12 protein-coding genes and 1 tRNA gene are annotated in these 18,379 nt (G+C 60.9%); 7 read left to right on the forward strand and 6 right to left on the reverse strand.

Annotated elements, in window-relative coordinates; translation table 11 throughout:
* Nucleotides 1-232: 232 nt before the first annotated feature.
* Nucleotides 233-1,228, forward strand: coding sequence for a sulfate ABC transporter substrate-binding protein (locus AB7E19_RS03045; RefSeq protein WP_042881496.1), 996 nt, complete (start codon nucleotides 233-235; stop codon nucleotides 1,226-1,228).
* A gap of 236 nt (nucleotides 1,229-1,464) precedes the next feature.
* On the opposite strand, the gene AB7E19_RS03050 is transcribed toward AB7E19_RS03045, so the two are convergent.
* A tRNA-Thr gene (locus AB7E19_RS03050) sits at nucleotides 1,465-1,540 on the reverse strand.
* Between the two features lie 87 nt (nucleotides 1,541-1,627).
* A complete protein-coding gene (locus AB7E19_RS03055) occupies nucleotides 1,628-2,368 on the reverse strand; it encodes a phosphatase (RefSeq protein WP_427934606.1) in 741 nt (246 codons plus the stop codon).
* A 469-nt stretch (nucleotides 2,369-2,837) separates the two neighbouring features.
* Here AB7E19_RS03055 and AB7E19_RS03060 point away from each other — a divergent pair, with 469 nt between their 5' ends.
* The 4 genes from AB7E19_RS03060 to AB7E19_RS03075 all read left to right on the forward strand — a co-directional run bounded on the left by AB7E19_RS03060 (nucleotide 2,838) and on the right by AB7E19_RS03075 (nucleotide 10,146).
* Nucleotides 2,838-3,491, forward strand: a complete 654-nt coding sequence (locus AB7E19_RS03060; protein ID WP_427934607.1) for a TetR/AcrR family transcriptional regulator — start codon at nucleotides 2,838-2,840, stop codon at nucleotides 3,489-3,491.
* 47 nt (nucleotides 3,492-3,538) lie between these two features.
* A complete protein-coding gene (locus AB7E19_RS03065; protein WP_322131159.1) occupies nucleotides 3,539-5,863 on the forward strand; it encodes an acyl-CoA dehydrogenase in 2,325 nt (774 codons plus the stop codon).
* A 161-nt stretch (nucleotides 5,864-6,024) separates the two neighbouring features.
* A complete protein-coding gene (locus AB7E19_RS03070) occupies nucleotides 6,025-9,087 on the forward strand; it encodes an efflux RND transporter permease subunit (protein ID WP_109422032.1) in 3,063 nt (1,020 codons plus the stop codon).
* A gap of 15 nt (nucleotides 9,088-9,102) precedes the next feature.
* The gene (locus tag AB7E19_RS03075; RefSeq protein ID WP_322131160.1) at nucleotides 9,103-10,146 is read left to right on the forward strand and encodes an efflux RND transporter periplasmic adaptor subunit; all 1,044 of its coding nucleotides are present in this window, start codon (nucleotides 9,103-9,105) and stop codon (nucleotides 10,144-10,146) included.
* 67 nt (nucleotides 10,147-10,213) lie between these two features.
* Here the strand turns inward: AB7E19_RS03075 and pyk are convergent, their stop codons facing one another.
* Both pyk and AB7E19_RS03085 read right to left on the reverse strand, forming a co-directional pair.
* Nucleotides 10,214-11,653, reverse strand: a complete 1,440-nt coding sequence (pyk, locus tag AB7E19_RS03080) for a pyruvate kinase (protein WP_041214849.1) — start codon at nucleotides 11,651-11,653, stop codon at nucleotides 10,214-10,216.
* A gap of 160 nt (nucleotides 11,654-11,813) precedes the next feature.
* On the reverse strand, nucleotides 11,814-12,668 hold the full coding sequence (locus tag AB7E19_RS03085; protein WP_029314760.1) for a MurR/RpiR family transcriptional regulator: 855 nt from the start codon (nucleotides 12,666-12,668) through the stop codon (nucleotides 11,814-11,816).
* 348 nt (nucleotides 12,669-13,016) lie between these two features.
* Between AB7E19_RS03085 and glk the strand changes: the two genes are divergently transcribed.
* Nucleotides 13,017-13,985 carry a glucokinase gene (glk, locus tag AB7E19_RS03090; RefSeq protein ID WP_427934609.1) on the forward strand — a complete coding sequence of 323 codons (969 nt, stop codon included), beginning with the start codon at nucleotides 13,017-13,019 and terminating at the stop codon, nucleotides 13,983-13,985.
* 359 nt (nucleotides 13,986-14,344) lie between these two features.
* On the opposite strand, the gene AB7E19_RS03095 is transcribed toward glk, so the two are convergent.
* Complete coding sequence (locus AB7E19_RS03095) at nucleotides 14,345-15,715, reverse strand: ATP-binding protein (RefSeq protein WP_375338741.1); 1,371 nt, start codon at nucleotides 15,713-15,715, stop codon at nucleotides 14,345-14,347.
* A gap of 11 nt (nucleotides 15,716-15,726) precedes the next feature.
* Nucleotides 15,727-16,401 (reverse strand): response regulator, encoded by a 675-nt coding sequence (locus AB7E19_RS03100; protein ID WP_041207018.1) that lies wholly within the window; start codon nucleotides 16,399-16,401, stop codon nucleotides 15,727-15,729.
* An 859-nt stretch (nucleotides 16,402-17,260) separates the two neighbouring features.
* Here AB7E19_RS03100 and rfbB point away from each other — a divergent pair.
* Nucleotides 17,261-18,328, forward strand: a complete 1,068-nt coding sequence (gene rfbB / locus AB7E19_RS03105; RefSeq protein WP_427934610.1) for a dTDP-glucose 4,6-dehydratase — start codon at nucleotides 17,261-17,263, stop codon at nucleotides 18,326-18,328.
* The last annotated feature ends 51 nt before the right edge of the window (nucleotides 18,329-18,379 follow it).

Below are 18,379 nucleotides of genomic sequence, written 5' to 3' on the forward strand. Positions count from 1 at the left end.
ACGGCGCTCCCTGCCCGTGGCAGGGAGCGGGCAGGAGGAGCCCCACGCTCATGGGCGCCGCCCTCTGCAGCCATAATAACCCGCCTGGAGGTGACCATCTCATCGCCGTCATCCGTTGCGCCGGACCCAGGAGATGCCATTTATCGCATAAGCTGAGCAGTAATTATTCTTTCAAAGAATAAATGGTCGGCTCTTATAGTCAGTCACTCGCCCCTCATTCCAAGGATGTGAAATGAAACGACTCGTGCCCGCCACCCTGCTTGTTGCAGGACTGGCTCTCGCCCCGCTGGCCCAGGCGACCACCCTGCTCAACGCCTCCTATGACGTGATGCGCGATTTTTACAAGGAGTACAACGGAGCCTTCCTGAAGCACTGGCAGGCAGAAGGCGGGGAGCCACTGCAGATCAACATGTCCCACGGCGGATCGAGCAAGCAGGCGCGCGCCGTCATCGACGGCCTGCCCGCCGATGTCATCACCATGAACATGGCCACCGACATCAACGCCCTCGCCGAGCATGGGGGCCTGGTGCCCAAGGGGTGGGCGGATCGCCTGCCGGATCACAGCGCCCCCTTCACCTCGGCCACAGTGTTTATCGTGCGAAAGGGCAACCCCAAGGGGCTGAAGGATTGGCCTGATCTGCTCAAGGAGGGGGTACAGGTCATCGTGCCCAACCCCAAGACCTCGGGGAACGGCCGCTACACCTATCTGTCTGCCTGGGGGTATGTGCTGGAGCAGGGGGGCGATGAAGATGCGGCCAGGGCATTTGTCGGCAAGTTGTTCAAGCAGGTTCCCGTGCTCGACACCGGCGGCCGCGCCGCCACCACCACCTTCATCCAGAACCGCATAGGGGACGTGCTGGTCACGTTCGAAAACGAAGCCGAGATGATTGCCCGGGAGTTCGGTCGTGGCAGCTTCGAGGTGGTCTATCCGAGCGTCACCGCCGTGGCCGAGCTGCCGGTGTCAGTGGTGGACAAGGTGGTCGACAAGCAGGGTACCCGCAAGGAGGCCGAAGCCTATCTGGCCTATCTCTGGTCCGACGAAGGCCAACGCATTGCTGCCAGCAACTATCTACGCCCGCGCAACCCGGCGATCCTCGCCGAGTTTGCAGACCGTTTCCCGAACGCCACCTTCCTCGACGTGGTGAAGACCTTCGGCGCGTGGCCTGTGATCCAGCGCACTCACTTCAAGGAGGGCGGGGTGTTCGACCAGATCTATGCCCAGCGCTGAGGCGCCCCGGGATAACGATGCTCGCCCAGGTGCAGCCGGGGCGTGGCTGCCTGGCTGCCCTCTCTGTTGGTGGGGTCAGGTTGGTGCGTCAGGCTAGATGAACAGGACCGTCGCGGATGGCGGTGTCCTGGAGGGGGGAGGGTGTTCTGGCGCAGTCACACCGGCGTCTTGGCCCGAGACCCGGGACAAAAAGCACGAAGGGTTGGCCTCGCACTGAGGCCAACCCTTCGTCTGTCTGGTGCCGATAATAGGAGTCGAACCTACGACCTTCGCATTACGAATGCGCTGCTCTACCAACTGAGCTATACCGGCGGTTTGATGTTCAGAGTCGTGAAAAAAGCCGGACAAGTCAATTGAGCCAACTCGATTTTATGAGTTGGCTCATGATGTTAAGGCATATCAGAGGTCAATGAACTCCGGGATGTGAGCACGGCCGCGGCTCTCGAGAAAATCGAGCAGTGCGCGGGGGGAGCGGGCCAGGATCCGCTCATGTGGGAAGTTGGCTTCGGTGACCAGCCGATGGCAGTGATCAAAGTCGCCGAGGCTGAATGCCACGTGGGAGTCGGAGCCGAAAGTGAGGTAGGCACCCAGATCGCGCGCCGCCTCGACGATGGCGCGGCAGTTGCTTTCACTGCCTGCACGGGAGTGACTGAACGAGGAGTTGTTGACCTCCAGCGCCACTCGATACTCTGCCGCTGCCTTGACCACCGCCTGGATATCGATGGGGAAGGCGGGATTGCCGGGGTGGCTTATCATGTCGACCCGACCACTTCGAATGGCGTTGATCATGGCCTGGGTGTGGGTCGCCTGATCGCAGGGGGGAAACACCGGTTCGTGAAAGCCCGCCATGATCATGTCGAGCCGCGATTCGTAGCGCTCGGGGAAGTCTATTTCACCGTCGATGTTCTTGATGTTGGCTTCGATGCCGCGCAGGATACCGACCCCGTCCACGACCCTGGGCAACACGTGCAGATTGACGAAATGCCAGTAATGCGGGGCATCTGCCATGTCCGGGCCATGGTCCGTTGTGGCGAACAGCTTGATCCCCTTGGCTTTGGCGATGGGCAGGTAATCGTGAATGGTGCTGTAGGCGTGGGTGCTGGCGACGGTGTGCGTGTGGGTATCGACCTTATACTTCATCTTCTCTCCCCTCTGGCATGAGGCGACAGCATAGCAAGATTGGCGAAGCCGGGCCATGTGGCTGGTTGCCATACTTTGTCACAATTTGGGTCTGTGCTGACAAAGTCTGATGACGTTTCACTGCGAGGATGGCGACATCGATGCAAGCCTGAACACCCATCGATGGGTCGACACTGGATAGTCAGACCCGTTTTCCCCGCCGTCGCACCTGCGACGGTTTTTTTTTGGTTCTCTTTCAGCGCATCGGGTGACGGCAGGGCAAAAAAATGCCCAACTAGCATGGCGCAGGTTGGGCGAGACTTAATGTTTAATTGCAGTGGCATAGATATAGAGTGCCGTCTCGCCGCGAAGTTCCCGCCATCTTCCCTCTTTTTTGATTAAAAACATTTAGCCAACACTTGTTCACATTCTCTTGACATGAGTGGGCGTGAAACGTACTTTTTAAACATTCGTTTAAGTGAGGTGTCCAGTGAGTAAAATCGATACCAAGAACCGTATTCTCGACGCCGCCGAGGTGCTGTTTGCCGAGCGGGGGTTCGCCGATACCTCGTTGCGTCTGATCACCAGCGAGGCCGATGTGAATCTGGCTTCGGTCAATTATCACTTCGGCTCCAAGAAGGAGCTTATCCAGGCGGTGCTCGACCGTTATTTGAGCCTCTTCATGCCGGCACTGGACGGGCGGTTGCAGACGTTGATGGCGCAGGATCAGCTGACCCTGTTGCAGGTGTTCGAGAGCTTTGTCGAACCCCTGATGAAACTGTCGGCCGTCAGGGCGAATGGCCCGGCGCTTTTCATGCAGTTGCTGGGGCGCGGCTATATCGACAGTCAGGGCCACCTGCGCCGCTTTATTACCACCCATTATGGGACGACCCTGCACGGGATCACCCAGGCCATCTCCAAGGCCAATCCGGATTTGTCGCCAGCGGATCTCTTCTGGCGCCTGCACTTCACCCTGGGCACCGTCGTCTTCACCATGGCCTCTGCGGATGCCCTGCGTGACATCGCCCAGGCCGATTTTGGCCAGCAGCTCGATGTGGAAGGGCTGGTGCGCAACGTCATTCCTTATCTGGCGTCCGGTGTCGGGGCGCCCGTGGAGTCGACCAGGCTCTCCCTGGCCGTGTAACACCTAACAATAATCAACGGAAACAGTGAAATAGAAGGAACTTCGGTATGATCACATTGCTTGTCCTGCTGGTGCTGGCGATAGCCGTGGTGCTCGGTGTCCCCGCCATCCGTAAAAAGGTGGTGACCCGCCCCGTGTTCGGCATCTTCAAGAAGATACTGCCGCCCCTGTCGGCCACGGAGCGGGAGGCCATGGAGGCCGGCTCCGTCTGGTGGGACGGGGAGCTGTTTCGCGGCAACCCGGACTGGAAGAAACTGCACGGCTACGGCAAGGCCGAGCTGAGTGCAGAAGAGCAGGCCTTTATCGACAACCAGGTCGAAACCCTGCTCGCCATGGTGGACGACTTCAAGATCGTCAACGAGACCAAGGACCTGCCGGAGCCGGTGTGGGACTATCTGAAGAAAGAAGGCTTCTTCTCCCTGATCATCCCGAAATCCTACGGCGGCCGCGAGTTCTCGGCGATTGCCAACTCCACCATCGTCACCCGTATCGCCACCAAGAGCCTGAGCGTCGCGGTCACCGTCATGGTGCCCAACTCCCTCGGCCCGGGCGAGTTGCTGATGCATTACGGCACCCAGGCCCAGAAAGATTTCTGGCTGCCGGGGCTGGCCAACGGCAAGGAGGTACCCTGCTTCGCCCTGACCGGGCCGGAAGCGGGCTCCGATGCGGGCGCCATCCCGGACAAGGGGATCGTCTGCAAGGGGATGCACAAGGGTGAAGAGGTGCTGGGCATTCGCCTCAACTGGAACAAGCGCTACATCACCCTGGCGCCGCGTGCCACTGTGCTGGGGCTGGCGTTCAAGCTCTATGACCCGGAAAAACTGCTGGGTGACAAGGAAGAGATCGGCATCACCTGTGCGCTGATCCCGACCAGTCACCCAGGCGTGCGCGTCGGCGATCGCCACTACCCCATGGGGCTGGCGTTCCTGAACGGTCCGACCTTCGGCAAGGATGTGTTCATTCCCCTCGACTGGATCATCGGTGGCCCGGATTACGCCGGCCGCGGCTGGCGCATGCTGGTGGAGTGCCTCTCCGCCGGTCGCGGCATCTCGCTGCCTGCCCTTGGCACCGCCTGTGGTCACATGGCGAGCCGCACCGTGGGCGCCTACTCCTACGTGCGCAAACAGTTCGGCATGTCCATCGGCAAGTTTGAAGGGGTGCAGGAAGCGCTGGCCCGTATCGGCGGCCTCACCTATCAGCTCGAAGGCGCTCGTCGCATGACCGCAGGTTCCCTGGATTTGGGTCAGGCACCGGCCATCGTCACCGCGATTTCCAAGTACCACATGACCGAGATGGCCCGCCAGGTGATGGATGACTCCATGGACATCCACGCCGGTCGCGCCATCCAGCTGGGCCCGAAAAACTACACCGGCTACGCCTACATGGGCATTCCGGTGGCCATCACGGTGGAAGGGGCCAACATCCTGACCCGCAACCTGATGATCTTCGGGCAAGGGGCCACCCGCTGCCATCCGTATGTGTTTGCCGAGCTGGAAGCGGCGGCCGACACCGACGTGGATCGCGGTCTCGAGAAGTTTGACGCCCTGTTGATGAAACACATCGCCTTCGGTACCGGCAACTTCTTCGGTGCCCTGTTCCAGGGGCTGACCCTGGGCCAGTTCAACAGCGCGCCGGTGGCTGGTGAAACCGCCCGCTACTACAAGCAACTCTCCCGCATGAGCAAGGGGCTGGCCCTGTGCGCCGACGTCTCCATGCTGATGCTGGGTGGCGATCTCAAGCGCAAGGAGATGATCTCCGCCCGTCTGGGTGACGTGCTGAGCCACCTCTACCTGGCCTCCGCCACCCTCAAGCATTACGAGGATCAGGGCCGCATGGTCTCTGACCTGCCGTTCGTGCAGTACGCGGTGGAGCGCAACCTCTACCTGATTGGCAAGGCGTTCGAGGGCTTCTTCCAGAACTTCCCGAACAAGGTGGTGGGTGCCGTACTCAAGCGGGTGGTGTTCCCGTTCGGCGTCGGTTACAAGATGCCGGCGGACGATCGCTGCCATGCCATCTGTCTGGCCATGATGACGCCGGGCGAGTTCCGGGATCGTCTGACCGCGCTCTGTTATGTGGGCAAGGACGAGGCGGATCCGGTGGGGCTGATGGAGCGTGCCTTCCAGGCCATGGTCTCGGTGCAGCCCATCGAGAAGAAGCTGGTGCAGGCCCAGAAAGAGGGCAGACTGCCCCGCAAGCTGGCGCTGCCTGAGCTGGTGGCTGCGGCCCTGTCCCAGTCCATCCTCGGCAAGGAGGAGGCGGACAAGCTGCTGGCCGCCGATGCCCTGCGCTACGAGGCTATCCAGGTGGACAACTTCGCTCCTGGCGAGCTGGAAGGTTTGTCTCAACCGAACCCGGTCGAGCATGCAGCCTGACCCCGAGCATAAACCGACAACCGGCCCTAGTGGCCGGTTTTTTGTTGTTTAACCAGGCATTTACAAGGTCGATTAATTCCAGTTTAATGCAATGGCCCCCACCCTTGGGGCAGGAAGCAAGGCCATCGGAATGGCCGATAACAACAACTCAGGAAGAGTGAATGAACCTCGCCAAAACGGCGATCGAACGCCCCATCTGGGTGGCGGTCTCGGTCGTGCTGATTTTTTTGCTGGGCCTGCTCAGCATCCGGGGACTGCCCGTCCAGCTGTTTCCCGACATAGACCGTCCTCACCTCAACATCACGGTGGACTGGCGTTCGGCCTCGCCCCAGGAGATGGAGTCGGAGATAACCGATCCCATCGAGCAGGAGATGCAGGGGGTACAGGGGCTCAAGAGTCTCAGCAGCAACAGCTACCCCGGCTTCACCGAAATCGACATGGAGTTTGCCCTCGGCACCGACATGCAGCGGGCCCAGCTTGACGTCATCTCCCGCCTGAACCGGGTCTCGGGGCTGCCGGACAACATCGGTGGCCCTTACGTCAACAACTACAGCAGCAACGACACCCTGACCTTCTTCTTCATCCAGCAACTGCCCGGCGCCAAGGGAGAGATAGACGATCACCAGGCGCTGATCGAGGCGAGGGTCAAGCCCGAGCTGGAGCGGATCCCCGGGGTGTCCACGGTCGACATCGAGGGGATCAACGAGCGCCAGATCCAGATCCGCTTCGACCCTTACCGCGCCGCCGAGCTGGGGGTGGAGATCCCGGTGCTCGCCAGCCGGGCAACGACGGGCTGGGATGTGTCGGCCGGCACCCTCGACATCGGACGATGGGAGTACAAGCTGCGCTTTGCCGGTCGCTATGACGTGGCGGCCCTGGGGGACAAGGTGGTGGACTGGCGTGACGGTCTGCCCATCTATCTGCGGGACGTAGCCGAGATCAGAGTGGCCCGGGAGGAGAACCCGGTGCTGCGCATCCAGAACGGCAACACTGCCATCGCGGCGCAGATCTTCAAGGAGAGCGGTGCCAATGCCCTGGCGGCGCTCGAGGGGATCAAGGCCAAGGTCGGGGAGCTCAACCGGGAGGTGCTGGAGCCGGTCGGCCTGCACATGGAGCAGTCGTTTGACGCTTCTCTCTACATCAACCGGGCGGTGAGCATGGTGACCGCCAACCTGGGGCTCGGGGTGCTGCTCTCCTGCGCCATCCTCTGGGTCTTTCTGCGCCAGCTCAAGGCGACCCTGATGATCGCGATCGCCATTCCCATCAGCATCATGCTCACCTTCTGCCTGCTCAAGGTGATGGGGCGGACCCTCAATATCATCTCCCTGGCGGGCATTGCGTTTGCGGTCGGCATGGTGCTCGACGCCGCCATCGTGGTGCTGGAGAGCATCTACCGGCGCCATGAGCGGGGTGATATCAGCAAGGGAGAGGCGGCGCTGGAGGGCACCCGCCGGGTGTGGACCGCTCTGGTGGCGTCCACCCTGACCACGGTCGCCATCTTCCTGCCGGTGCTCCTGCTCAACGACGTGGAAGGGCAGTTGTTTGCCGATCTTGCGCTCACCATCGCCTGCGCGGTGACCGTCTCCATGGTGGTGGCGGTCACGGTGTTGCCTGCGGTGGCGGCGCGCTGGATGGGGCACGAGCGGCTGATTGATCCCTTTGAGCGCCTGTGGTGCCGCGCCACTCGCCATGTGATCCGCTGGACTGCCACCGCCCCCAGGCGCTGGGCCATCATCGTCCTGATGATGACGGGGCCTGTGCTGGCGAGCTGGCTGCTGCTGCCCAAGATGAACTACCTGCCGGATGTGAAGCGGGACGCCATCGATGTCTGGATGAGTTTCACCCCGGGGGTCAATCTCAAGGCCCAGCGGGAAGAGGTGATCGATACCCTGATTGCTCGCCTCGACCCCTATATGAAAGGGGAGAAGGATCCTGTCCTCAAGAACTACTACATCCTGCGCTACCCGGGCGGTGCCCAGATCGGGGTGCGGCCAAAGGAGGAGAGCCAGATCAAGGTACTGGAGCAGCTCTTGATGAAGCAGTTGCTGGTGGGCATTCCCGACACCCGGGTGTTTGGCGGTCAGGGGTCCCTGTTTGGCGGTTTTGACAGTGAAAACAGCATCTCCCTGCTGATCCAGGGGGGTGGGCTGCCCGAACTCTATCAGGCGGCCCGGGAGAGCATGACCATAGTGCAGCGGGACTTGCCCGGCGCCCAGGTCAGGCCAGAACCCGGGCTCGATTTCACCGCTCCCGAGCTTCGGCTGGTGCCCCAGGACAGGCGCCTGGCCGAGGTGGGCTGGGATCGCTCCCCCATGCCCGCCATCATCCAGACCTTTGGCGATGGTCTGCGGGTCGGCGAATATTTCGACGGGGATGAGCGGCTCGACATCCTGCTGATGGGGCAGGCCTCCGCCAACCCGGACGAGCTCAAGGCGGTGCCGCTTGCTACCCCGTCCGGGCGTATCGTTCCCCTTGGGGAACTGCTGCGGGTGGAGCCGCAACTCGGGCCTGAGAGCATCTTCCGATCCGATGGGCGGCGCAGCATCAGCCTGCAGATTTCGCCCCCTGCGGGGATGAGCATGGAGCAGGTGCTCGACACCCTGCAGCACAAGAGCTTTGCCGCCATCCGGCCGTTGCTGCCGGCCGGGGGGGAGCTGCGGGTCGCCGGCAATGCCGACAGCCTGCAGCAGGCGCTGGGCAACCTCGGCAGCATCTTCCTGTTCGCCGTGATGATACTGCTCATTCTGCTGTGGGGGGTCTTCGCCTCCCTCAAGGATGCCGTGCTGGTGTTGCTCACCTTGCCGCTCGCCACCGTAGGCGGCGTGCTGGCGCTGCACCTGAGCGGTCTGGTGGCGCCGCTGCCGATGGACTTGCTCACCATCATCGGCTTCGTCATCCTGCTCGGGTTGGTGGTCAACAACGCCATTCTGCTGGTGCACCAGACCAGGATGGCCGAGCGGGAGGGGATGAGCCGACAGTCGGCAGTCACCGATGCTCTGCAAAGCCGGATGCGTCCCATCGCCATGACCAGCCTCACCAGCATCTTCGGCATGCTGCCCCTGATGCTGAGTCCGAGCGAGGGGAGCGAAATCTACCGGGGGCTGGCCACCGTCATCGTCGGCGGCATGAGTTGCAGCACCCTCTTCACCCTGATCCTGTTGCCCGCCTTCCTGCGGTTGGGGGAGCAGACCGACATACCGCACGCCCTTCGGCAGCGTGCCTGAGCAAGGAGCTCATCGATGACACAAGGTTTCACAAGGATGGTGGTGGGGGCTCTGCTGCTGGCTGGCGGGCTGCCTGCGCTTGCACAAAGCAAGATGGTGACGCTGGCGGAGGTGGCCCAGGGAGAGGCGGGGGCCAGCATCTGGGTCAGCGGCACGGTGGCGAGCCGCCAGCAGGCGGCGCTCAGCGCCGAAGTGAGCGGTCGGGTGGAGTGGATAGCCGAGTTTGGCAGCCGGGTGAAGGCGGGGGACGAGTTGCTGCGCCTGGACAGCGCGACTCTGCGCCTCTCGCTGGAGCAGGCGAGGGCTGAACAAGCCAGAGAGGGGAGCAACCTGCGTTACGCTCGCGCCGAGTTCCAGCGCCTGGATCGTTTGCACCAGCAAAAGAGTGCCTCCCAGAGCCAGTATGACAAGGCGCGCTATGACGTGGAGCAGGCTGAGCTGGCCGAGCAGCTGGCGCGGGTGCAGGTGCGCCAGATTGAGGAGCAGCTGCGCAGAAGCCGCATCTTTGCCCCGTTTGACGGGGTGGTGAATGAACACTTCATCCAGCCGGGGGAGCATGTGGATGTGGGCGAACAGGCGCTTGAGCTGGTCAATCCGGACCAGCCGGACATCCGGTTGCGTGCGCCTATTGCCTGGGCCCGGCAACTGGCCACCCAGACCCGGTTGCGGGTGGAAGGGGAGCAGCTCAGCAGCCACGCCATCTATTACCAGCGGGCGGCGAGCGCCGATCCCAAGTCCCGGCTCATCGAGCTGCGCCTCAAGCCGGAAGCGGGCACGTTCATCATCGGCTCGCCAGTGCGGGTGGCGCTGCCGATGGGAGAGCAGCACACCATGCTGCTGCCACGGGATGCCCTGGTGCTCGGCACCGAGGGAAGCGTGGTCTATCAGGTGGAGCAGCGCGGCGAGGCGCTCACGGTGAACCGGGTGCCGGTCACCGTGCTCTTTGGGGACAGCCGGGAGGTGGCGGTGAGCGGCGCTCTCAAGCAGGGAGACAAGGTGGTAGTGCGCGGCGCCGGCAGCCTGCAGGATGGAGACAAGGTGGAGCTGTTTCGCGGTTGAACCTGGGCAGATCCCATAAAAAAACGGCTCCCGCGGGAGCCGTTTTTGTGGCAGGGAGGAGGGGCGATTACTCGACCATCATCACCTTGCAGGTGTTGGTGCTGCCGACGGTCTCCATCTTGTCGCCGTGGGTGAGCAATACCATGTCGCCGCTTTGCAGCAGTCCCTTGGCCTTGAGCACGTCCAGCGCGTCGCGGCACACCTCGTAGACCGGCTTGGTCTCGTCGCCATCAAACAGCACGGGGGTGACGCCGCGGTAGAGGTTGGCCCAGGCCAGGGTCTTGTTGTGAGGAGACATGGCGAAGATGGGCAGGCCGGAGCTGATGCGGGACATCAGCAGCGGGGTGGTGCCAGACTCGGTCAGCGCCACGATCGCCTTGACCCCTTCCAGGTGGTTGGCCGCATACATGGTGGACATGGCCACCGCCTCTTCCACCGAGGTGAAGGTGTAGCTCATGCGGTGGTTGGAGACGTTCAGGCTCGGGTGCTTCTCGGCGCCCACACAGACGCTGGCCATGGAGGTCACGGTCTCGATGGGGAACTGGCCGGCGGCGGTCTCGGCGGAGAGCATCACCGCATCGGTACCGTCCAGCACGGCGTTGGCCACGTCCATGACTTCGGCACGGGTCGGGAGCGGTGCGTTGATCATGGACTCCATCATCTGGGTCGCGGTGATGACCACGCGATTCAGGCGGCGGGAGTGGCGAATGAGCTTCTTCTGCACACCCACCAGTTCGGGGTCGCCGATTTCGACACCCAGGTCACCACGGGCCACCATGACGGCATCGGAGCCGAGGATGATGTCTTCCATCGCCTCGTCGCTGGCGACGGTCTCGGCGCGCTCGACCTTGGCCACGATCTTGGCGTTGGAGCCGGCTTCGCGGGCCAGTTCGCGGGCGTAGCGCAGATCATCGCCGCTGCGGGGGAAGGAGACCGCCAAGTAGTCCACGTTCATGCGGGCGGCGGTCTTGATGTCTTCCTTGTCCTTCTCGGTCAAGGCCGGGGCGGAGAGGCCGCCACCTTTCTTGTTGATGCCCTTGTTGTTGGAGAGAGGGCCGGCCACGGTCACCGTGGTGTGGATGCGGGTGCCTTCGACCTGCTCGACCTTCAGTTGCACGCGGCCATCGTCCAGCAGCAGGATGTCACCGGATACCACGTCCTGCGGCAGGCTCTTGTAGTCGATGCCGACCTGCTCCTGGCAGCCTTCGCCCTTGCCGAGGGCGGCATCGAGAATGAACTTGTCACCGATGGCGAGGTAGATCTTGCCATCCTTGAAGGTGGAGACGCGGATCTTGGGGCCTTGCAGATCGCCCATGATGGCCACGTGGCGGCCCAGCTTGGCGGCGATGTCACGCACCTGGTTGGCGCGCTGGATATGATCTTCAGGAGTGCCGTGGGAGAAGTTCATCCGCACCATGTCGGCACCGGCGCGAATGATCCCCTCGAGAATGCCGTCGCGATCGGTCGCCGGACCGAGTGTGGTAACAATCTTTGTACGTCTTGGCATGAAAGACTCCAATGTGAAGTTGATATGACTTGAAATACTGCCCCGTCAAGCATGTGGCATGGCGCCAACTGGCAGGCCATCTGGGTGGCCTTGTTTGATTGAATTTCGATACTACACCAAGCCCGTTGGCATAGACAGTCGGGGGCGGACCCCCGAATGATCAGGAGGAGTGCGGGGTATCAAAGCGGGATTCGCGCAAACCTTCTTTGACTTTCTTCAGGTTTTCGCGAAATTTCATGCCACGGCGCAGGGTGAAACCGGTGGCCAGCACGTCCACCAGGGCGAGCTGGGCGATGCGCGAGGCCATGGGCATGTAGACGTCGGTGTCTTCCGGCACGTCCATGGAGAGCACCAGGTTGCATTCGCGGGCCAGGGGAGAGTCCTTGGCGGTCATGCCGATGACGGTGGCATCGTTTTCCCGGGCCAGCGCGGCAATTTCCACCAGGGCCTTGGTGCGGCCGGTGTGGGAGATGAGGACCACCACATCCCCTTCGCTGCTGTTGATGCAGCTCATGCGCATCATGACGATGTCATCGAAGCTCACCACGGGGATATTGAAGCGGAAGAACTTGTTCTGGGCATCCCGGGCGACGGCGGAGGAGGCGCCCAGACCAAAGAAGCTGATCTTCTTGGACTGGGTCAGAATATCGACGCAGCGGTTGATGGCCGAGATGTCCAGGCTGTTCTTGGCGGCATCGAGGCAGGCCATGGTGGATTCGAAGATCTTGGCGGTATAGGTATCCGGGCCGTCTTCCGCTTCCACGTGGCGGTTCACATAAGGGGTGCCGTTGGCCAGACTCTGGGCCAGGTGCAGCTTGAAATCGGGAAAACCCTTGGTATCGAGGCGACGGCAGAAACGGTTGACGGTCGGTTCGCTCACATCGGCCAGCTTGGCCAGGGTAGCAATGCTGGAGTGAATGGCGGTCTGGGGTGAGGCCAGGATCACTTCAGCCACCTTACGCTCTGATTTACTGAAACTTTCCAGATTGTTCGTAATTTTATCGAGGGTATTCATCATTACCACCAGGCATTTTTGTAATTTAACTTCAGTGTCTGTGCACTAAATTCACAGCTCAAGCAGGTTTCCAGTCTCCGCGATGACTATACAAGACAAGCGCTTATCGGAACTAATCTCGGCCCTGCAAAGTATGACTCATGTCTAATTATTTCGTGTTTTTAGTTGCAAACTTCCATTTGCGTCTTGAAAACGCTTACAAATGTTGCAAAGCAACAACACTGTGAGCGGGCGCACACTTGTCTGCATAAATCGCGCAGCCCGGCTGCGGGCTCGAGTAGTATTGCAGCCAAATAATAATGTCGGGACGGTAAGGGCCGCCCCGAGTCGGTAACGAAGGAGTTTGTTATGCAGCATACCCATGCGCTGGTGGGCGACGTTGGCGGTACCAATGCCCGGCTGGCCCTCTGCGAACTGGCGACGGGCGCCATTTCCCAGGCAAAAACCTATTCGGGGCTGGCCCATCCCAGCCTGGAGGCCGTGGTGCGCCTCTATCTCGAAGAGCACGATGCCACCGTGGGCGAGGCGTGCATCGCCATCGCCTGTCCCATCAATGGTGACTGGGTCGCCATGACCAACCACAGCTGGGAGTTCTCCATCCGCGAGATGCAGGCCAACCTCGGCCTGGCACGCCTGCAGGTGATCAACGATTTCACTGCCGTCTCCATGGCGGTGCCCGTGCTCGGCGAGAGCGATCGCATCCAGCTCGGGGGCGCGGCCCCGGTGGCCGGCAAGCCTATCGCCATCTATGGCGCAGGGACCGGCCTTGGCGTCGCCCACCTGGTGCAGGCCGGTGAGCAGTGGCTGAGCCTGCCGGGTGAGGGCGGTCACGTGGATTTCTCCGCCAACACGGAAGAGGAAGATGCGGTGCTGCAGGTGATGCGCGGCGAGCTGGGCCATGTGTCGGCGGAGCGTTTCCTCTCGGGCCCCGGGCTCGTCAATCTCTATCGCGGCCTGGTCAAATCCGATGGCCGCGAGCCCGAACCCTTTGCCCCCAAGGACATCACCGAGCGCGCGCTGGCGGGGGATTGCCTCGATTGCCGCCGCACCTTGAGCCTGTTCTGCGTGCTCATGGGCCGCTTTGCCGGCAACCTGGCACTCAACATGGGCACCTTCGGCGGTGTCTACATCGCCGGTGGCATAGTGCCGCGCTTCCAGGAGTTCTTCATCGGATCGGGCTTTCGGGTCGCCTTCGAGGACAAGGGGCGCTTCAAGCCTTATCTCAAAGACATTCCGGTCTTCCTCATCACCCATGAAGGGCCGGGGCTGCTCGGGGCGGGAGCCTATCTGCGCCAGTCCCTCGGGATCCGTCTCTGAGCCTTGCCAGGGTGAACATGGTTCAGTCCCGATTCAGTGACCGGGGCGTAAAGTGAACCTACGTACTCAAGAGGACGGGGCTTCATAGGGAATTGAAACCGGTCTTCATCCGCTGGGTGCGCATTGTCACCTGACAAGCCTGAACTGTTTTACCGGCCCTCGCGGCCGGTTTTTTTATGCCTGTCGTTTCTGCGCGAGCATGGGGCTGAGGGGAGCTGCAGGCCAGCTTCTGATGCTCGTCAGCCTCGCTGCCATGTGCTTGGCCTGGTCGAAGCATAAGGAGTGAGGTGTGAGACAGGGAAAGCACCGGGATGGCAATGCCCGAATGCGGCAGGGGCCAGTACTTGGCCCCTGCGCTGTCAGGGGAGGGTGATGTGGAATCTCGCGCCGCCGAGCGGGGAGTCATCCACCCGGATCTCGCCGCCGTAGCTGTGCACGATTTCGGTCACCACGGCGAGGCCAATCCCCTGGCCGGGGGAGCTGTCAGCCCGCACGCCGCGCTGGAAGATCTGCTGCGATTTGCCGGGGGCGATGCCGGGGCCGTCGTCTTCCACCACGATGAGCAGGCCGCTCTCCCGGTGGCGGACATGAACCCGGATCTCGCTGATGGCGAATTTGCAGGCGTTGTCCAGCAGGTTGCCCATCAGCTCCATCAGATCGCCCTGCTCGCCGTGAAAGAAGACATCGTCGTCAAACTGGAAGCCGGTCTGCAGCTTCTTGTGGCGATAGACCTTGGCGAGGCTGGCCAGCAGCTTCTCGATGAGGGGAACCGGTTCGGTGCCCTTGCTCGCGAGGCGCTTTCGCCCGGTGACGGCGCGGCGCAACTGGTACTGGATGATCTGATCCATGGTGGTGATCTGTTCATTGATGTTGTCATGGATGTCGTGGCCGAGCTTGAGCTCCTGGGCGGTGATCTGGATGAGCGCCAGCCGGGTTTTCAGGCTGTGGGCGAGATCGTTGAGGGCGTGCTGGTAGCGCTGGGTCTGCTGGCGTTCGTTCTCCAGCAACTGGTTGACCGAGCTTGTCAGGGGGGTCAGCTCGCGCTCGTAGTCGTTTGACAGCGCCTCTCGCGTACCGGCGCGGATCTCGTCAATCTGGCGCGCCATGGTGCGCAGGGAGGAGAGGCTCCAGAAACTGGTGAGCAGCAACAGAGCGCCCAGCAGACAGTAGGCGAGCAGCGCCTGGCGAATGCAGCGGTAGAGGTAATCGCGGGTCTGGGCCTGATAGCGCCGGGCGGAATCGACCATCACCACGTAGTAGGTGGTGGGGCCGGCGCCATGATTGCGCAGGAAACGCAGGCTGTAGATGAAGTAGCTCTCGCCGTTCTTGATGGTATGCAGCTTGAAGAAATAGTCCTGATCCAGTCCCCCCAGGTATCTCATCAGATCCCGGCAGATGGTCTCCTTGATGGAGACCACCTCCGGCATGTGCAGGCTGGACCAGCTCAGCACTCCGTCGGCGCGGCAGATCAGGGTGTCGAGATTGGGATCGATGGCATCCGGGGTGAGCTTGCCTAGATCCGTCATGGCGTGGGGCTCCGGCTGCTTTGACGAGAACAGCTTGGAGAGGTTCTCCTGCATGCGGACACTGGCTTTCTGGGCCTGCTCCTCGGCATGGCCGAGGTAGAGTATGTAGACGGAGAAGGCCATGATGAGCGCGATGACCAGCATGGCACTCAGCATCAGCTTGAGGTGCAGGGAGCGGCGGATCAGGGTCAGGGGATGCAACATGGCAAGGTGCATCAGCTGCAGGCGAGGTTGAAGATGTAGCCCTGGCGGCGGATGGTGGAGATGGGCTGGATGCTCCCTTCCGGATCCAGTTTTTTGCGAAGCCGGCTCACCATCACCTCGATGGTGTTGGGATCCCCTTCACCATCCCCATAGAGCTGATCCAGCAACTGCTGTTTGGAGACCACCTGACGGGCATTTCGCATCAGGTATTCCAGGATCAGATATTCGAAACTGGTCAGCACAGTGACCTCGCCGGCGATGGTCAGCTCCTTGCGGGAGAGATCCAGCTCGTAGTCACCCGCCTTCACTCTGGGGGAGATGAAGCCGGCGCTGCGGCGTACCAGCGCATTGAGACGGGCCAGCAGTTCGTCCTTCTGGAAGGGTTTGACCAGGTAGTCGTCCGCCCCGGCCTCCAGTCCTTCCACCTTGTCCTGCCAGTTGCCTCTGGCCGTCAGCACAATGATGGGAAAGGGGATCTGCTGCTCGCGCAGGCGGGTGATGAGCTGAAGGCCATCCATGTCAGGCAGGCCCAGATCGATGATGGCGACATCGATGGGGTAGTCTGCTGCGTAGTGCAGCGCCACCTGGGCATTGTCCGTGCTGTAAACCTGGTTCTGGGCCTCGGTCAACAGGGTGGAGAGGTGGTGATTGAGCAGCTTGTCGTCTTCAACCAGTAGGATTTTCATAAGATGCATGATGATGAGGGTCCAGGCTGTCAATTAGAGGGTCAACAAGAGGGAGAGTCAATCCGGATCCTACCTGACCCCGCTGTATCGGGACTGAATCATCCCTGCCTTCTTTCCTCATGCATTTCCCATGATGCAACGCTGTGTCATCAGCCTCGTGTTCAGGCTCGCTATCCGTGCCTGCCGGTTTCTGGGTGTTGAGGGTCAGAGCCGGTGCAGGGGCTGGTCGCGACCATTCTTATCGCACAAGCGGCTTGCCGCTTTCAGCCTGCCGGTACACAGGGGCGGGGGGCCTTGCTGGCGTCAGGCCATCCCCGAGTGCCTGCACGCGCTTGAGGTATGAATTTAATTGTTTGAAATTAAACATGTTTACATGCCCTGGCCTGGATGCTGGAACAAAGCAGGGCAATCCCCGGCAACGGCTGAGTGGATTCACGGAGGGCAGTATCACATGAATGGTTTTTTTTGAATCCTGATTTCAATAGGCGCTTTCCTATTGTTTTGACTGTTCATCTTTGGGTTAAACAAGATAGAATCTGACCCCGAATCGGGTTTGGGGCGCAGATAGCCCAAGATGTGAGCAATGCAGGCTGCGGACTGCCTGGGTGTGCAATGTAATGCGACAACATTGTTAAACATCAATCAAAACAAGAAGCTGGAGGATGTGATGGCCAACAGCACTGACAATCAGGTTAAAAGCAGCATACTGGGGGCTGTAACCCAAGGGCGGTAGCTAACACTGTTGCCAGCTTCTGGCTGTCGTGGTTTTCTCAGGCAATATTGACCTCGAATACTGGTCATACAAGTATGGCCTTGCCTGACTCAGCTATTCACTGACCATGCATGAACACCCACTGATATGAAAATTCTTGTTACCGGTGGTGCCGGCTTTATCGGTTCTGCCGTTGTCCGCCATATCATCCAGCATACCCGGGACTCAGTTGTCAATCTGGACAAGCTGACCTATGCGGCGGATCCGGCATCTCTGGCGTCTGTATCTACGAGCGATCGTTATGTGTTCGAGCAGGTCGACATCTGCAATCGCGTTGAAGTGGACAGGGTCTTTACAACCCATCAACCCGATGCCGTAATGCACCTGGCCGCCGAGAGCCACGTTGATCGCTCCATCACAGGCCCTGCCGATTTTATCCAGACCAATATCGTCGGCACCTATATGTTGCTGGAAGCGGCACGCGCCTATTGGAACGATCTGGACGAGGTACGCAAGGCTGCATTTCGCTTCCATCATGTCTCCACCGACGAGGTATACGGCGATTTGCTCCATCCGGATGAGTTGACTTCCGGAGCCGCGCTGCCGTTTTTCACCGAAACTACCTCGTATGCGCCGAGCAGCCCCTATTCTGCCGCCAAGGCATCGAGCGATCATCTGGTGCGCGCCTGGCACCGAACGTACGGGCTGCCCGTGCTGGTGACCAACTGCTCGAACAATTACGGGCCCTGGCAACATGCGGAAAAACTGATTCCACAAACGATCGCCCACGCCCTGGCTGGCAAGCCCATCCCGCTTTATGGCCGGGGAGATCAGATCCGCGACTGGCTCTATGTGGAGGATCATGTCAGAGCACTGTTGCTGGTGCTGACCAAAGGGCGAGTGGGAGAGACCTACAACATCGGGGGCCACAATGAGAAGCGCAATCTGGAGGTGGTGCAGACCATCTGCGATCTGCTCGACGAACTGGTCCCCTTGTCCCCATCTCCTCTTGAGGGAGAAAAGCCCGGGGAAAGGGTGAAAAGCTATCGGGATCAAATCACCCATGTGGCCGACAGGCCCGGCCATGACCGTCGTTACGCCATTGATGCCGGCAAAATAGCCACTGAATTGAAATGGCTGCCGCAGGAGAGTTTTGAGTCAGGATTGTCCAAGACGATTACCTGGCATCTCTCGCAAATGCGCGACATTGATTGAATTCATCATTGATATATTGCACGTCCTGCGTGGACTGAACTTGAGATTGGT

It is taken from the genome of Aeromonas sp. (genome assembly GCF_050252055.1).
Lineage (GTDB): Bacteria > Pseudomonadota > Gammaproteobacteria > Enterobacterales > Aeromonadaceae > Aeromonas > Aeromonas caviae.

Excerpts from the sequence above, each read along its gene's own strand:
- AB7E19_RS03045 (WP_042881496.1), top strand. The coding sequence starts at position 233 with ATGAAACGACTCGTGCCCGCCACCCTGCTTGTTGCAGGACTGGCTCTC.
- AB7E19_RS03055 (WP_427934606.1), bottom strand. The coding sequence starts at position 2,368 with ATGAAGTATAAGGTCGATACCCACACGCACACCGTCGCCAGCACCCAC.
- AB7E19_RS03065 (WP_322131159.1), top strand. The coding sequence starts at position 3,539 with ATGATCACATTGCTTGTCCTGCTGGTGCTGGCGATAGCCGTGGTGCTC.
- AB7E19_RS03070 (WP_109422032.1), top strand. The coding sequence starts at position 6,025 with ATGAACCTCGCCAAAACGGCGATCGAACGCCCCATCTGGGTGGCGGTC.
- AB7E19_RS03075 (WP_322131160.1), top strand. The coding sequence starts at position 9,103 with ATGACACAAGGTTTCACAAGGATGGTGGTGGGGGCTCTGCTGCTGGCT.
- pyk (WP_041214849.1), bottom strand. The coding sequence starts at position 11,653 with ATGCCAAGACGTACAAAGATTGTTACCACACTCGGTCCGGCGACCGAT.
- AB7E19_RS03085 (WP_029314760.1), bottom strand. The coding sequence starts at position 12,668 with ATGAATACCCTCGATAAAATTACGAACAATCTGGAAAGTTTCAGTAAA.
- glk (WP_427934609.1), top strand. The coding sequence starts at position 13,017 with ATGCAGCATACCCATGCGCTGGTGGGCGACGTTGGCGGTACCAATGCC.
- AB7E19_RS03095 (WP_375338741.1), bottom strand. The coding sequence starts at position 15,715 with ATGTTGCATCCCCTGACCCTGATCCGCCGCTCCCTGCACCTCAAGCTG.
- AB7E19_RS03100 (WP_041207018.1), bottom strand. The coding sequence starts at position 16,401 with ATGAAAATCCTACTGGTTGAAGACGACAAGCTGCTCAATCACCACCTC.
- rfbB (WP_427934610.1), top strand. The coding sequence starts at position 17,261 with ATGAAAATTCTTGTTACCGGTGGTGCCGGCTTTATCGGTTCTGCCGTT.